This is a genomic window from Pseudomonas sp. SP16.1 (genome assembly GCF_052682975.1).
In genome coordinates, this window is sequence record NZ_JBQYFZ010000001.1 from 4,199,766 (window position 1) to 4,215,543 (window position 15,778).

Below are 15,778 nucleotides of genomic sequence, written 5' to 3' on the forward strand. Positions count from 1 at the left end.
GGCCCTGGCTCGAGCTGCGCTTGAACGCCTGCTGGGCGCTAGGCGCTCAGCAGATGGAGCGCCAGCCCGACCAGGGCGCAGCCGGCGATGGTTTCGATCACCCCACGCTTGAAGCGCAGCAGCGCCAGCGCCGCTGCCAGGGCGATCAGCGCCGCCGGCCAGTCGAAGCGGCCAGCGAAGCCCTCCGGCCAGAGCACGTGGTAGCCGAAGAACAGCGCCAGATTGACGATCACTCCGACCACCGCGGCGGTGATGCCGGTCAGCGGCGCGGTGAACCTCAGCTCGCCGTGGGTCGACTCCACCAGCGGGCCGCCGGCGAGGATGAACAGAAACGACGGCAGGAAGGTGAACCAGGTGACCAGGCAGGCCGCCAGCACGCCGCTGGCCAGCGCCGAATCGCCGCCCAGCACCGGCTGCCCATAGGCACCGACGAAGGCGACGAAGGCCACTACCATGATCAGCGGCCCCGGCGTGGTCTCGCCCAGGGCCAGTCCGTCGATCATCTGCGTCGGCGTGACCCAGCCGTAGTGGCCGATGGCGCCCTGATAGACGTAGGGCAGCACCGCGTAGGCGCCGCCGAAGGTCAGCAGCGCGGCCTTGGTGAAGAACCAGGCCATCTGCGTCAGGCTGCCCTGCCAGCCGAACAGCGCGGTCAACGTGGCCATCGGCAACAGCCAGAGCAGCACGCCCAGCAACAGGATCAGCGCCAGGCGCGGCCAGCGGAAGCGGGTATGGGCCGGCGCCGGGGTGTCGTCGTCGATCAGCGCCGGGCCATAGGATCTGTCCGCCGCGCCGTGACCGCCGCCGACGGCGAAATGCTGCGGCATCAGGCGGCCGCCGAGATAGCCGAGCAGCGCCGCGCCGAGCACGATCAGCGGGAACGGCAGCTGCAGGGCGAAGATGGCGACGAAGGCCGCCGCCGCAATCGCCCACAGCCAGCGGTTCTCCAGCGCGCGCCCGCCGATGCGCCAGGCCGCCTGGAGGACGATGGCGGTCACCGCCGGCTTGATGCCGTAGAAGATCCCGGCCACCAGCGGCACGTCACCGAAGGCCAGGTAGACCCAGGACAGGGCGATCAGGATCAGCAGCGACGGCAGCACGAACAGCGCCCCGGCGATCACCCCGCCCCAGCTGCGGTGCAGCAGCCAGCCGATGTAGGTGGCCAGCTGCTGCGCCTCCGGCCCGGGCAGCAGCATGCAGTAGTTCAGCGCATGCAGAAAACGCCGCTCCGACAACCAGCGGCGCTTCTCGACCAGCTCCTGGTGCATGATCGAAATCTGCCCGGCCGGGCCGCCGAAGCTGATCAGGCCGAGCTTGAGCCAGAACCAGAAGGCCTCGGCCAGGCTGACGGGGGCGGGACGTTCGGACATGGCGGCGCGGTCTCCAGGCGGATGCGAAGGCGCACTATAACCGGCGCCGGTTCATTGCAGATGACACCGAGGTGACGCGGCGCAACGCGACGGGCCGACGCTACGCGCCGAACGGCTGACGCAGATCGGCGTGCCGGACACGAACGCTCGCCGGGAACGCGTTCTGACCTCGCCTGCGACGGCCCGCAGGGTTGCCGCCATGGATGGCGGAAAACAAAAAACCCGCCTGGCGGGCGGGTTCTTCGTGGCCTGCCGCCCTCAGATGGGGCGGCTGCCGTATTTGCTGTCGGGCTTCTTGGGCGGGTCGGCGACCACGTTGGGTTCCACCTCCTGCACCTTGCCGCCGCGGGCGAGGAACTCCTCCATCGCCCTGGCCAACGCGTCGCGTTCCTTCTGCTTGGCCTCGATGCTCGGCAGCTCGTCGACTTCGACGGCCTTGGCCTTGCTCTTCTTGCCGCTGGCTACGGCCCCGCCGTCGCCCTCGTCGTCGCCGCTGTCGCCGTCGTCGGCAGCCGCCAGCTCCTCACCGTCGTCCTCGTCGGCTCCGTCCAGGTCGTCTTGTTCCAGGTCTTCGTCGCTCATGTTCAACCTCATGACTTGCGAAAAGCAGGTTAGTTATAGCCCAGTCGCGCAGCCTTCACTGCCCGAGCGGAAAAAATTCAAATGGCCTCGCCATGCAGGGTCGCCAGCACCCGCCGCACGCCGCCATGGTCGCGGTGCTCGCCGAGATAGATGCCCTGCCAGGTGCCGAGCGCCAGGCGCCCGTCCTGTATCGGCAGCTGCAGCTGAACGCCCAGCAGGCTGCTCTTGAAGTGCGCCGGCAGATCGTCCGGGCCTTCGTCGTCGTGTTCGTATCCGGCCTCGCCCTGGGGTGCAAGGCGATTGAAGAAACGCTCGAAATCACGGCGCACCGCGGGGTCGGCGTTCTCGTTGACGGTCAGCGACGCCGAGCTGTGCTGCAACCACAGGTGCAACAGACCGATACGCAGGTCTTTCAGTTCCGGCAAGGCGCCCAGCACTTCCTCGGTGACCAGGTGGAAACCGCGGCTGCGCGGGCGCAGGCTGATGACGCGTTGCTGCCACATCCTCGATTGCTCCCGATGGCTCCAGCGCGCGCATTCTAGCGCGCCGCCAGAAAAAACAAAGGGCGCCCGTAGGCGCCCTTTGCGATTTACCGGAGCGTCACTTGTTGGTGAATTCCGGGTAGGCCTCCATCCCGCATTCGGCGAGATCCACGCCCTCGTACTCTTCCTCTTCGCTGACGCGCAGGCCCATCACCGCCTTGATGATGCTCCAGACGATCAGGCTGGCGACGAAGACCCAGGCGAAGATGCAGCCGATACCCAGCAGCTGGGCGCCCAGCGAGGCGTCGCCGTTGGTCAGGCACACCGCCAGCAGGCCCCAGATGCCGACCACGCCGTGCACCGAGATGGCGCCGACCGGGTCGTCGATCTTCAGCTTGTCCAGGCCGAGGATGGAGAACACCACCAGCACGCCACCGACGCCGCCGATCAGGGTCGCCTGCAGGGCGCTGGGGGTCAGCGGCTCGGCGGTGATAGCCACCAGGCCGGCCAGGGCGCCGTTCAGGGCCATGGTCAGGTCGGCCTTGCCGAACAGGATGCGCGCCACGATCATCGCCGCGATCAGGCCGCCGGCGGCGCCCATATTGGTGTTGACGAACACCTGGGCCACGGCGTTGGCGTCCTCGATGGTGCTCATCTTCAGCTGCGAGCCACCGTTGAAACCGAACCAGCCCATCCACAGGATGAAGGTGCCGAGGGTGGCCAGCGGCAGGTTGCAGCCGGGAATGGCGTTGACCTGACCGCCCGCGCCGTACTTGCCCTTACGCGCACCGAGCAGCAGCACGCCAGCCAGTGCGGCGGCGGCACCGGCCATGTGCACCACGCCGGAACCGGCGAAGTCGAGGAAGCCGGCTTCGTTGAGGAAACCCGAGCCCCACTTCCAGAAGCCCTGAACCGGGTAGATGAAGCCGGTCATGACCACGGCGAAGGCGAGGAAGGCCCACAGCTTCATGCGCTCGGCCACGGCGCCGGAGACCACCGACATGCAGGTCGCGGCGAACACGATCTGGAAGAAGAAATCCGAACGGGACGAGTAGTAGGGCGCATCGTCGCCACCGGCGAGCACCGACTCGACGCTGTTCTCGTCGCCGATCAGAAAGCCCAGGCTCGGCAGGATGCCGCCTTCCGGGCTGGAGTACATGATGTGGTAACCGATCACCAGGTACATCACGCTGGCGATGGCGTACAGGGCGATGTTCTTGGTGAGGATCTCGGTGGTGTTCTTGGCGCGCACCAGGCCGGATTCGAGCATGGCGAAACCTGCCGCCATCCACATCACCAGGGCACCGCAAATCAGAAAGTAGAAGGTATCGAAGCCGTACTGCAATGCAGTCAATGCTGTGTTGTCCATTTTTCACCTCTTGCCGGCGCTTATAGTGCGCTGTTCGGTTAAGACGCCCGGGTTGGCTCCGGTCGCGTTCCGCATGCTTTACAGGTAATTGCCACGCTCGGTCTGGATCGCTGATACCGCCCCTGCGGCAACGCGGCCAGGCATGCCCATCACTAGGGGGAGCGCGAGACCTGAAAGGGTCAGGCACAGCTGGGTGGCGAGGTGCTCGCCAACCCCGGCACTCGTCCTCGAACGCGGCGCAGCGCCGAAAAACGGGGACAAAAGGGCTCCTAGCCCTGCGAGAATTCGCAGAGTCATGGGTTTACTCCTGGGGCGTTGGGTTCGGAGGCTTAGATCGCGTCGGTATCGGTTTCGCCGGTACGGATACGGATCGCCTGTTCCAGGTTGACCACGAAGATCTTGCCGTCACCGATCTTGCCGGTGTTGGCCGCCTTGGTGATGGCCTCGATGACGCGGTCGAGCTGATCGTCGGCGATGGCCACGTCGATCTTCACCTTGGGCAGAAAATCGACCACGTACTCGGCGCCGCGATACAGCTCGGTGTGGCCCTTCTGCCGACCGAAGCCCTTGACTTCGGTGACGGTGATGCCCTGCACGCCGATCTCCGACAGCGACTCGCGCACGTCGTCCAGCTTGAACGGCTTGATGATGGCAGTGACTAGCTTCATGAAACTTTCTCCCGTGTAAGGTGACTTGCCCCAGGAATTGCGAACCCGGCTCAAGTCTAAGCGCAGTGTCTGGCTTTTGTAATGCACCGACCGCCCCATCCCGGCAATGGCCGATGCGCACCAACCGCTCCCGACGAAACACGCCTGCGCTCCGTCTAACGCACCGGTACTGCATCGGTGCATGCGTCGCTAGGCCCTAAGCAGAAAGCTTGCCAGTTCCCCTAAAAACGCCGCGCTTCAAGGCCTTAGCCCATTTCCTGGTCGCCGAGGCGGTGTTTCGCCAGGCGCCACCGCACAAACTTGGTGCGGCATGCGCCCTGGCAGTGCTCAAAAATTGTGCGACACGCCGGCAAACGCCCCGCCATCGCCCCCGTGCTACACTGCCGGCCGTCTGTATCCGGAACCCGATCATGCTGCCGCCCAAAGCCCTGCTCGACACCCTCAGTAGCCACGCCTCGCGCCTGTTCGGCGGCGACAGCCCGCTGCCGCGCGCGGAACTGGAAGCCCAGTTCAAGGCCCTGCTGCAGAGCGGTTTCAGCAAGCTGGAGCTGGTCAGCCGCGAGGAGTTTGACAGCCAGATGGTGGTACTGGCGCGTACCCGCGCCCGCCTGGAGGCGCTGGAAGCCAAGGTTGCCGAGCTGGAAGCCAAGCTCAACCCGTCCGCCGACTGAGCCAGAGCGCCTGTTCGTTCCTCAGCGAACCAGCGCCAAGCCGGCGGGATCGATCAAGGAGTGATCATGTCCCTGGCCATCGTCCACAGCCGCGCCCAGGTCGGCGTCGAAGCCCCGGCCGTCACCGTCGAGGCGCACCTGGCCGGCGGCCTGCCGGCGCTGACCCTGGTCGGCCTGCCGGAAACCGCGGTCCGAGAAAGCAAGGACCGCGTGCGCAGCGCCATCCTCAACGCCGCCTTCGACTACCCCAACCGTCGCATCACCCTCAATCTGGCACCCGCCGACCTGCCCAAGGACGGCGGACGCTTCGACCTGGCCATCGCCCTGGGCATTCTCGCCGCCAGCGGCCAGGTGCCGGCCGCCGCCCTGCAGGACTGCGAGTGCCTCGGCGAACTGGCGCTGTCCGGCGAGGTCCGCCCGGTGCAGGGCGTGCTGCCGGCCGCACTGGCCGCCCGCGCCGCCGGACGCACATTGCTGGTGCCGGCGGCCAATGCCGAGGAAGCCAGCCTGGCCTCGGGGCTGACGGTGATCGCCGTCGATCACTTGCTGCAGGTCGCCGCGCACTTCAACGGCACGGCGCCGATCGCGCCCTATGAGGCGCAGGGGCTGCTGCGGCAGAGCCTGCCCTATCCGGACCTGGCCGAGGTGCAGGGCCAGCTCGCGGTAAGCGCGCCCTGCTGGTGGCCGCCGCCGGCTCGCACAACCTGCTGCTTAGCGGCCCGCCAGGCACCGGCAAGACCCTGCTGGCCAGCCGCCTGCCCGGGCTGCTGCCGCCGCTGGACGAGAACGAGGCGCTGCAGGTGGCGGCGATCCACTCGGTGGCAAGTCACGCGCCGCTGCAGCACTGGCCGCAGCGACCGTTCAGGACGCCCCATCACAGTGCTTCGGGGCCGGCGCTGGTCGGTGGCGGCAGTCGCCCGCAGCCCGGCGAGATCACTTTGGCGCATCAGGGCGTGCTGTTCCTGGACGAGCTGCCCGAGTTCGACAGAAAGGTCTTGGAAGTGCTGCGCGAGCCATTGGAGAGCGGTCATATCGTCATCGCCCGGGCCCGCGACAAGGTGCGTTTCCCCGCGCGCTTCCAGCTGGTGGCGGCGATGAACCCCTGCCCCTGCGGCTACCTGGGCGATCCGAGCAACCGCTGCCGCTGCACCCCGGAGCAGATCCAGCGCTACCGCGCCAAGCTGTCCGGGCCGCTGCTCGACCGCATCGACCTGCACCTGACCGTGGCGCGCGAAAGCACCGCCCTGCAGGTGCCGACCCAGGACGGCGAAAGCACCGCGCAGGCCGCCGCCAAGGTGGCGAGCGCCCGCCAGCGCCAGCTGCAGCGTCAGGGCGTGGCCAACGCCTTCCTCGACCTGCCCGGGCTGCGTCGCCACTGCGCGCTGAACGAGGCCGACCGTCACTGGCTGGAAAACGCCTGCGAACGCCTCGGCCTGTCGTTGCGCGCCGCGCACCGGGTGCTCAAGGTGGCGCGCACCCTGGCCGACCTGGCGGACGAGGAGCAGATTGCCCGCGCGCATCTGGCCGAGGCGCTGCAGTATCGGCCTGGGATGGGATGAGCGCTTGCCACTAGGCCGTGCGCACCAAGGAACGCGGTACCAGCCCCTTGCCCTACAACCGCTCCACCTCCGGCAGGCGCATCGCCGCCACCTCGGCCAGCAGGTAGTCGCGCAGCCTTTGCAGGCGTGCCTGGGCGCGGTGCGTCCTGGGCCAGACCAGGTAGTAGCTGTCGCCGCTGCAGACCGCCTGCCGCCAGGGCAGGCCGAGGCGGCCGACCTGCACGTCCTCGGCCACCATCAGCAGATCGCCAATCGAAACGCCATAGCCGCGCGCCGCCGCGACTATGCCCTGTTCCAGCATGTCGAACAGCTGGCCGCTCTTCAGCGGCACCTGCTCGCTCAAGCCGGTGGCCTGCAACCAGCGCCGCCAGTCGCGGCGGTCCGGGGTCGGGTGCAGTTGTTCGGCCGCCTGCAGGCGCGCCAGCGGCCAGGGGCCATCGGCGGCATCCGCGGTAGCGCAGACCGGGATCAGCCATTCCTCGAACAGCAGCACGCTGTCCCACTCCTCCGGGAACTGACCGTCGGACAGCAGCACCGCGCAGTCGAAGGGCTCGTGGCGGAAGTCCACCTTGTCCACGTCCATCCAGGCGCTGGTCAGCTGCACCTCGCTGTCCGGGTAGGCCAGGCGAAAGTGCGACAGCCGCGCCAGCAGCCAGCGCATGGTCAGGGTCGAGGGCGCCTTCAGGCGCAGCACGCCGTCGTCGGCGCGCAGTGCGCCACAGGCCCGTTCCAGCGCATCGAAGCCGTCGCTCAGGCCGGGCAGCAGGGCGCGCGCCGGGTCGGTCAGCTGCAGGCTGCGGCCGCGGCGCTCGAACAGGCGGCAGGCGAAGTGCTCCTCGAGGGTACGGATATGCCGGCTCACCGCGCTCTGGGTGATGGCCAGCTCCTCGGCGGCGCGGGTGAAGGAGGCATGCCGCGCCGCCGCCTCGAAGGCGCGCAGGGCGTAGAGCGGCGGCAGGCGCCGGTTCATTGCTTCATTGCATGAGTTTCAATCATGCCTGACATGGCTATTTTCCTTTTGTGGCTACGCAGCTCGAACCAGAGAATAGCCTTAATCACCTATCCCCTGACAGATCGGGGGATGCCTCCTCTGCCGAAGTTTTACTCATCATGAAGAATGCCCTTGGCCACGAGCTGGGCGCGCTGCTGCGCCTGGCCGGCCCGCTGATCTCCGCCCAACTGGCCCATGCCCTGATGATTTTCACCGACACGCTGATGATGGCGCTGCTCGGTCCGCAGCAATTGGCCGGGGGCGCGCTGGGCGCCACCTGCTACTTCATCTTCTCGATCTTCTGCACAGGGGTGATCGCCGCCGTGGGCAGCCTGGTCGCCATCCGCCATGGCGCCGGCGACCCGCGCGGGGTCACCCGCCTGATTCAGAACGGTCTGTGGCTGGCCCTGCTGCTGGGCATCGTCAGCGCACTGTGCCTCAACGGTCTGGGCCCGCTGCTGCCGCGCCTGGGCCAGGCGCCTGACGCCGCCAGCCTGGCCATGGAGTTTCTCCACCCGCTGTCGCTGGCCCTGCCCGGCTATCTGTGCTTCATGGCGTTGCGCGGCTTCACCAGCGCCATCGGCCATCCCGGCCCGGTGATGGCCATCAGCATCGTCGGCACGGCGGCCAACTTCGTCATCAACTATGCGCTGATCGAGGGCTGGTTCGGCCTGCCCAGCCTGGGCCTGAGCGGCATCGGCATGACCACCGCGCTGGTCAGCAGCGGCATGGCCCTGGCGTTGGCGCTGTACATCCTGCTCGCCCCTCCCTACCGCCTCTACAGGTTGCGCAGCGGCCTGGGCCGTCCGCAGCGCGCGGAGATGCGCGCCCTGCTGCATCTGGGCCTGCCCATCGGCGGCACCTATGCCGCCGAGCAGGGGCTGTTCACCTTCGCCACCCTGTGCATGGGCGCCCTCGGCAGCGTGCAGCTGGCGGCCCACCAGATCGCCATGCAGACGGTAGCGCTGGCCTTTATCGTGCCGCAGGGGCTGTCCTACGCCGTGACCTTTCGCGTCGGCCTGCATTACGGCGCCGGGCGCCTGCAGCTGTCGCGCCTCAGCGGCCATCTGGGCATGGCCCTGGGGGCGGCGTTGATGCTGCTGTTCGCCCTGCTGTTCTGGCTGCTACCGGAATCGATCATCGGCCTGTTTCTCGACCGCCACGACCCGGCCTTCGCCGAGATCGTCACTTTGGCGGTGAGCCTGTTGGCGGTTGCCGCCTGGTTCGAGCTGTTCGATGGCCTGCAGAGCATCGCCATGGGCGCGATCCGCGGGCTGAACGACGGTCGCACCACCCTGCTGATCGGCCTGAGCGGTTACTGGTGCGTCGGTGCGCCACTGGCCTGGCTGCTGGCGTTCGCCCTCGGCTGGGGCGCCGCCGGCGTCTGGTGGGGGCTGGCGGCTGGCCTGGCGGTCACCGCGAGCGGCCTGGTGCTGGGCTTTCAGTGGAAGACGGCTCGCTTGCAGCGGCCGGACAAGCTAGGCGGCGAGGTTTGCCTGTCCTGATGGTAGAGGCGGTGCGCGCGACGCACCCTAGGGCGTCAGGCGGGTTGCATCGGCCCTATGCATGCGCAGACAGACCGTTCTTACGATGGCGTTCCGCTCAGCAGCGGCTGGCGCAGGCCGAACAGTAGAAAGCGGGCCAGCTCGCTCAGCGGCACCGCCTTGCTGATCAGGTAGCCCTGCACCTGGTTGCAGCCGAACTGGCGCAGCAGGTCGAGCTGTTCGATGCTCTCCACCCCTTCGGCCACCACCTCCAGATCGAGGTTGTGCGCCAGGTTGATCATCGCCCGCACCAGTTGGCGGTTCTCGGCGCGCGCGCCCATGCCGGCGACGAAGCTGCGGTCGATCTTCAGCAGGGTGATCGGCAGGCTGTTGAGGTGGACGAAGGAGGAGAAGCCGGTGCCGAAGTCGTCCAGCGAGAAGCGCACGCCGAGGCGGCCCAGCGCCAGCATGGTCTGCTGCACCTGGTCGCTGCGGCGCATCACCGCGGTCTCGGTCAGCTCGAATTCCAGCCACTGCGCATCCACCCCGCGCTCGTCGATCAGCCGACTGAGGGTCGGCAGCAGCTGGCCGTCCTGGAACTGGCGAAACGACAGGTTGATCGCCATGTGCAGGGCCGGCAGGCCGCGCCCGCGCAGCCACTGCATGTCGCGCAACGCGCGGGCGATGACCCAGTAACCGAGCGGCACGATCAGCCCGGTTTCCTCGGCCAGTGGCACGAATTCGCTCGGCGCCAGCAGGCCGCGCTCCTCGTGCCGCCAGCGCACCAGTGCCTCCAGGCCGACGATGCGCCCGCTCTGCAGGCACAGGCGCGGCTGGTAGTGCAGTTCCAGTTCGTCGCGGCGCAGGGCGCGGCGCAATTCGCCTTCGAGGTCGGTCTGGCTGCGCGCGCTGCGGTTGATGCGCTCATCGTAGACATGGAACACGCAGCCCTGCTGGCTCTTGGCCTGCTGCATGGCGATATGCGCGTGCCACTGCAATGGGTCCGCGCCCTCGTCGGCGCGGGCATGGGCCAGGCCGAGGCTGCAGCCGATCAGCAGGCTCTCGCCGTCGATCCAGTAGGGTTCGGCCAGTACCTCGGTGATGCGCTCGCCCAGACGCTCGGCGCGTTGCGGGTCGCGACGGCTGTCGAGGAGCAGGGCGAACTCGTCGCCGCCCAGGCGCGCCAGCTGGTCGCTGGGCTGCAGCAGCCCCTTCAGGCGCGCCACCACCTGCAGGATCAAGTGGTCACCGGCCTGGAAGCCGAGGGCGTCGTTGGCGTGGCGGAAGTTGTCCAGATCGAGATGGCCGAGCACCAGGCCGCGCCCGCCGCACTCGGCCAGGCGCGCGGCGAGCAGGGTCTGGAAGCCCTGGCGGTTGGCGATGCCGGTCAGCGGGTCCTGCTCGGCCAGGCGCTGCAGGGTGCGCTTGAGATTGCCCTGCTGGCGCACGTAGCGCAGGCAGCGGCGCAGCACCTCGGCATCCAGGCTGCCGGCCAGCAGCCAGTCGCAGGCCCCGGCGGGCTCCGCGGCGGGCTCGGCGTCCAGCAGCAGCACGACCGGCAGGGCGCAGGTCTCGGCTTCCGGCTGGCAGTCGGGCGTGCAGAACACCAGGCCCTGGCCGCCCTCGTCGAACAGGCTGCTGGCGGCCGCCCAGGACGGCGCGGTGATCAGCCCCGGCGCCTCGTCCAGCGCCTCGACGGCCCGGCGCAGGCGCTGCAGCCATTCGCCGGACTCGGTCAGCAGTATCAAACGCATGGGTTCGACGGAATCGGACACTGAGCTTCCCCGGAACACAGGCGTGAGCGCCAGCGGCGATCACGGCGGCGCCAGGTACCGGCGCTGATTATTTATCTCGGCGCATCCTGCGTCGATGTGCGGTCGAGACACCGTCACTGTGCCGACAAGCTAACCAAGTGCGCGCCCGCTCACCAGCGCCGCGCGCGGAACTGTGAGTGAGTTCAGATTCTGTGGCGAGGGCGCTGGCTCGCGCCTCTCGGAGGGGTCAGGCGGAAATCGACTGCAGCTGACCGGCGCGGGCGATGCGGCCGCGAAGGTACTGTTGCAGCTCGGCCAGCGGCAGCGCCTTGCTGATCAGGTAGCCCTGGCCCTGGTCGCAACCGAACTGGCGCAGCAGCTCCAACTCGGCCTCGGTCTCCACGCCCTCGGCGACCACCTCCAGGCCGAGGTTGCGCGCCAGGTTGATCATGGCGTTGACCAGCCGGCACTGCTCGTCATGCACCGCCATGCCGGAGACGAAGCTCTTGTCCAGCTTGAGCAGGGTGATCGGCAGGCTGGCCAGGTGGACGAAGGAAGAGAAGCCGGTGCCGAAGTCGTCGAGGGAGAAGCGCACGCCCAGCTCGCCGAGGGTGCGCATGGTGTCGAGCACGTAGTCGCTGCGGCGCATCACCGCGGTTTCGGTCAGTTCGAATTCGAGCCAGCCGCCATCGACCCCGCAACGCTCGATCAGGCGCTGCACGGTTGGCAGCAGCTGGCTGTCCTGGAACTGGCTGAATGACAGGTTGACCGCCATGTGCAACGGCAGCTGGTGCTGCATCAGCCACTCCAGGTCGCGCAGGGCGCGGGCCACCACCCAATAGCCGAGCGGGATGATCAGGCCGCTCTGTTCCGCCAGCGGGATGAAGTGCTGCGGGTAGAGCAGGCCGCGGGTCGGGTGGCGCCAGCGCACCAGGGCCTCGAGACCGACGATGGCGCCGCTGGCCAGGTTCATCCGTGGCTGGTAGTGCAGCTCCAGTTCGTCACGGCGCAGGGCGCGGCGCAGCTCGCTCTCGAGGTCGGCGATGCTGCGCGCCTCGCTCGAGGTGCGCTCGTCGTACAGGTGATAGGTGCAGCCCTCGCGCGCCTTGGCCTGCTGCATGGCCATGTGCGCATGCCACAGCAAGGGGTCGGCGTCCTCGCCGGCGCGGCAGTAGGCCAGGCCCAGGCTGCAGCCGAGAGTCAGGCTCTCGCCATTGATCCAGTAGGGTTCGGCCAGCGACTCCATCAGCGCCTGGGCCATGGGCTCGACGCGCTTGGCCGAGCGGCTGACGTCCAGCAGCAGGGCGAACTCGTCGCTGCCCACCCGCGCCAGGCCGTCCCCGGGCTCGAGCAGCAGGCGGATGCGCTCGGTGACCTGCTGGATCAGCTGGTCGCCGGCCTGGTGACCGAGGCTGTCGTTGGCGTGGCTGAAGTTGTCCAGATCGAGATAGCCGAGCAGCAGACCGCGGCCACGGTTGACCTGCAGGCGCTTGTGCAGCAGGCTCTGGAAGCCCTGGCGGTTGGCGATGCCGGTGAGCGGATCGCGCTCGGCCAGGGTCTGCAGAGCCTGGCGCTGTCGACTGTATTCCAGGCAGCGGCGCAGTACCTCGCTGGTCAGGCTGTCACGGGCCAGCCAGTCCTGGGCATCGCGCGGCGCCTCGAGAGGAGGTTGATCGAGCAGCAGGATGGGGGTGAGCGGGCAGTGATCGGCGGCGGGCTGGCATTGCGGGGTGCAGAACATCAGGTCCGGCAGATGCTGGCGGTAGATGCGTTCGGCGTCGTGCCAACTGCTGGCGGCGAACAGCCAGACCGGCTCCGGCAGCTCGCCCAGTAACGCATCGAGCAGGCCGACCCAATGGTCGTCCGTCGTCAGTACCAGGAGCCGACTGAACTCGCTTTGGCAGGACACGGAACCTCCGCAGCACGCTTTTAAGAAATCACTTTAACTTATAGCCGCATTTCGCTAATTAAGCGCCAGAATCTACGCACCTCTTTACAACAGCGCAAGGCCGCTCGGCGCGGCCACGGTCAAGCCGGGTGCATCCTGCTAGAATCGCCGGCCATTCATCCGCTGCCCCGTATCCCATGTCCCGACTGAATCCCCGGCAACAAGAGGCCGTGAACTACGTCGGCGGCCCGCTTCTGGTGCTCGCCGGCGCCGGTTCCGGCAAGACCAGCGTGATCACGCGCAAGATCGCCCACCTGGTGCAGAACTGCGGCATCCAGGCCCGTCATATCGTCGCCATGACCTTCACCAACAAGGCCGCGCGCGAAATGAAGGAGCGCGTCGGCAGCCTGCTCAAGGGCGCCGAGGCGCGCGGCCTGACCGTGTCGACCTTCCACAACCTGGGCATGAACATCATCCGCAAGGAGTACGCACGCCTGGGCTACAAGCCCGGCTTCTCGATCTTCGACGACGGCGACATCAAGGCGCTGCTCAGCGACATCATGCAGAAGGAGTACGCCGGCGACGACGGTGCCGACGAGGTGAAGAACCTCATCGACAGCTGGAAGAACGACCTGATCCTGCCCGACGAAGCACTGGCCAAGGCGCGCAATCCGAAGGAACAGACTGCCGCCATCGTCTACCTGCACTACCAGCGCACGCTCAAGGCCTACAACGCGGTGGACTTCAACGACCTGATCCTGCTGCCGGTGAAGCTGTTCCAGGAGCACGCCGACATCCTCGAGAAATGGCAGAACCGCATCCGCTACCTGCTGGTCGACGAATACCAGGACACCAACGCCAGCCAGTACCTGCTGGTCAAGCTGCTAGTAGGCATGCGCAACCAGTTCACCGTGGTCGGCGACGATGACCAGTCGATCTACGCCTGGCGCGGCGCGCGCCCGGAAAACCTGATGCTGCTGAAGGAGGACTACCCGTCCTTGAAAGTGGTGATGCTGGAGCAGAACTACCGTTCGACCAGCCGCATCCTCAAATGCGCCAACGTGCTGATCGCCAACAACCCGCACGTGTTCGAGAAGCAGCTGTGGTCGGAGATGGGCCACGGCGACGAGATCCGCGTGATCCGCACCCGCAACGAGGACGCCGAGTGCGAGCGGGTGGCGCTGGAGATCCTCACCGAGCACCTGCGCACCCAGCGCCCGTACAGCGACTTCGCCATCCTCTACCGCGGCAACTATCAGGCCAAGCTGATGGAGCTGAAGCTGCAGCACCACCAGATTCCCTATCGCCTGTCCGGCGGCACCAGCTTCTTCGCCCGCCAGGAGGTGAAGGACCTGATGAGTTACTTCCGCCTGCTGGTCAACCCGGACGACGACAACGCCTTCCTCCGCGTGATCAACGTGCCGCGCCGCGAGATCGGCTCGACCACCCTGGAGAAGCTCGGCAACTACGCCAGCGAACGCGGCATATCGATGTACGCCGCCAGCGACGAAATCGGCCTCGGCGCGCATCTGGACGCCCGCTTCAGCGAACGCCTGGCGCGCTTCAAGCGCTGGATGGACGGCGTGCGCCAGCAGTGCGCGCAGAACGACCCGATTGCCGCCATTCGCAGCATGGTGATGGACATCGACTACGAGAACTGGCTACGCCAGAACGCCTCCAGCGACAAGGTGGCCGAGGCGCGCATGGGCAACGTCTGGTTCCTCGTCGATGCGCTGAAGAACACCCTGGAGCGCGACGAAGACGGCGACATGACCATCGAGGACGCCATCGGCAAGCTGGTGCTGCGCGACATGCTCGAACGCCAGCAGGAGGAGGAAGAGGGCGCCGAGGGCGTGCAGATGATGACCATGCACGCCTCCAAGGGCCTGGAATTCCCCTCGGTGTACATCATCGGCTTCGAGGAGGAGATCCTCCCGCACCGTTCCAGCATCGAGGCCGACACCATCGAGGAGGAGCGGCGCCTGGCCTACGTCGGCATCACCCGCGCCAAGCGCAACCTGGCGCTGACCTTCGCCGCCAAGCGCAAGCAGTACGGCGAGGTGATCGACTGCACGCCGAGCCGTTTCCTCGACGAACTGCCGCCCGAGGACCTGGTCTGGGAAGGCCAGGAGGACGCGCCGGTGGAGGTCAAGGCGGCGCGCGGCAACGACGCCCTGGCCAACATGCGGGCGCTGCTCAAGCGCTGAAACCCGGGTCTTGCTGTCTGGTGGGCTAAAACGGATCGCCGCCCGGCCCCCCTACCGCTCTGGTGTATGGTCGGGTTGTTCGGTGGGCTGAAGCCCACCCTACCCGCTCATGCATAGCGTAGGGTGGGCTTCAGCCCACCACTTCAATGCCACTGGCACCCTCGTCATGTTTGCCAGTCAGAAAGAAAACATCGTTCGGAAACAGGGGCAGCAACCATGCGCACATTCACGCTCGACCTCGATGCCCTGACTCAGCTGATCAATGGCCGTGAACAACAGGAAAACTGGCTGGACCTGGAAAGCGGTAGCATCCTGACTCTGGCGCCGGAAGATCACTACAGCGACGAGCGCCAGCAAGTGGAGCTCGAACCGGATCGCTATATGCGGATACCCAATCTCGACGTGGCGCAGCGCGTGGCCATGCGCGAGTCGTTCCTGTTCACCCTCGACGATCTGCACGCCCATCCACTGCTCGGCGCCGCGCTGACAGGCCGCAAGCCGCTGCGCTCGTTCGACTACGAGATCGACGCCTTTCCAGCGCTGCGCGAGCAGTGGCTGGCCTTCGAGCTCAAGCAACTGCGCGAGTTCGCCCTCAACTGGCTCTACGAACTGGGCCTGGAACCTGCGCCAGACAAGCTGCCATTGGATACGCGAGGCATTCCCAAGGACATCCTGCGGCGCCTGACCAAGAGCGCCTGACAGGGGCCCGCACGCCTGGAGAACCTGTCCGACCGATCAGAGGGTTACGACTGT

The 15,778-nt window shown here is 67.2% G+C and carries 12 protein-coding genes and 1 pseudogene; 5 read left to right on the forward strand and 8 right to left on the reverse strand.

Annotation, left to right across the window (positions count from 1 at the left end):
- Positions 1-38: 38 nt before the first annotated feature.
- The 5 genes from chrA to glnK all read right to left on the reverse strand — a co-directional run bounded on the left by chrA (position 39) and on the right by glnK (position 4,471).
- The gene (gene chrA, locus ACUTAF_RS19840; RefSeq protein WP_445581595.1) at positions 39-1,370 is read right to left on the reverse strand and encodes a chromate efflux transporter; all 1,332 of its coding nucleotides are present in this window, start codon (positions 1,368-1,370) and stop codon (positions 39-41) included.
- A 258-nt stretch (positions 1,371-1,628) separates the two neighbouring features.
- Positions 1,629-1,952 carry a transcriptional regulator SutA gene (gene sutA, locus ACUTAF_RS19845; protein ID WP_445581596.1) on the reverse strand — a complete coding sequence of 108 codons (324 nt, stop codon included), beginning with the start codon at positions 1,950-1,952 and terminating at the stop codon, positions 1,629-1,631.
- 77 nt (positions 1,953-2,029) lie between these two features.
- On the reverse strand, positions 2,030-2,455 hold the full coding sequence (locus ACUTAF_RS19850; RefSeq protein ID WP_445581597.1) for a secondary thiamine-phosphate synthase enzyme YjbQ: 426 nt from the start codon (positions 2,453-2,455) through the stop codon (positions 2,030-2,032).
- Between the two features lie 97 nt (positions 2,456-2,552).
- Complete coding sequence (locus ACUTAF_RS19855; protein ID WP_445581598.1) at positions 2,553-3,803, reverse strand: ammonium transporter; 1,251 nt, start codon at positions 3,801-3,803, stop codon at positions 2,553-2,555.
- 329 nt (positions 3,804-4,132) lie between these two features.
- The gene (glnK, locus tag ACUTAF_RS19860) at positions 4,133-4,471 is read right to left on the reverse strand and encodes a P-II family nitrogen regulator (RefSeq protein ID WP_003096476.1); all 339 of its coding nucleotides are present in this window, start codon (positions 4,469-4,471) and stop codon (positions 4,133-4,135) included.
- A 410-nt stretch (positions 4,472-4,881) separates the two neighbouring features.
- Between glnK and ACUTAF_RS19865 the strand changes: the two genes are divergently transcribed.
- A complete protein-coding gene (locus ACUTAF_RS19865) occupies positions 4,882-5,142 on the forward strand; it encodes an accessory factor UbiK family protein (protein WP_445581599.1) in 261 nt (86 codons plus the stop codon).
- A gap of 66 nt (positions 5,143-5,208) precedes the next feature.
- Positions 5,209-6,701 (forward strand): annotated as a pseudogene (locus ACUTAF_RS19870) (YifB family Mg chelatase-like AAA ATPase).
- 52 nt (positions 6,702-6,753) lie between these two features.
- On the opposite strand, the gene ACUTAF_RS19875 reads toward ACUTAF_RS19870, so the two are convergent.
- Positions 6,754-7,671: a LysR substrate-binding domain-containing protein gene (locus ACUTAF_RS19875; RefSeq protein WP_445581600.1), complete on the reverse strand. Its 918-nt coding sequence runs from the start codon at positions 7,669-7,671 to the stop codon at positions 6,754-6,756.
- A gap of 140 nt (positions 7,672-7,811) precedes the next feature.
- Here ACUTAF_RS19875 and ACUTAF_RS19880 point away from each other — a divergent pair, with 140 nt between their 5' ends.
- A complete protein-coding gene (locus tag ACUTAF_RS19880) occupies positions 7,812-9,197 on the forward strand; it encodes a NorM family multidrug efflux MATE transporter (RefSeq protein WP_445581601.1) in 1,386 nt (461 codons plus the stop codon).
- A gap of 80 nt (positions 9,198-9,277) precedes the next feature.
- On the opposite strand, the gene ACUTAF_RS19885 is transcribed toward ACUTAF_RS19880, so the two are convergent.
- Together ACUTAF_RS19885 and ACUTAF_RS19890 are read right to left on the reverse strand one after the other, a co-directional pair.
- A complete protein-coding gene (locus ACUTAF_RS19885) occupies positions 9,278-10,951 on the reverse strand; it encodes a putative bifunctional diguanylate cyclase/phosphodiesterase (protein ID WP_445581602.1) in 1,674 nt (557 codons plus the stop codon).
- A 226-nt stretch (positions 10,952-11,177) separates the two neighbouring features.
- The gene (locus tag ACUTAF_RS19890; protein WP_445581603.1) at positions 11,178-12,839 is read right to left on the reverse strand and encodes a putative bifunctional diguanylate cyclase/phosphodiesterase; all 1,662 of its coding nucleotides are present in this window, start codon (positions 12,837-12,839) and stop codon (positions 11,178-11,180) included.
- A gap of 176 nt (positions 12,840-13,015) precedes the next feature.
- Here ACUTAF_RS19890 and rep point away from each other — a divergent pair, with 176 nt between their 5' ends.
- Positions 13,016-15,025: a DNA helicase Rep gene (rep, locus tag ACUTAF_RS19895; protein ID WP_445581604.1), complete on the forward strand. Its 2,010-nt coding sequence runs from the start codon at positions 13,016-13,018 to the stop codon at positions 15,023-15,025.
- A gap of 216 nt (positions 15,026-15,241) precedes the next feature.
- Positions 15,242-15,724, forward strand: coding sequence for a UPF0158 family protein (locus ACUTAF_RS19900; protein WP_445581605.1), 483 nt, complete (start codon positions 15,242-15,244; stop codon positions 15,722-15,724).
- The last annotated feature ends 54 nt before the right edge of the window (positions 15,725-15,778 follow it).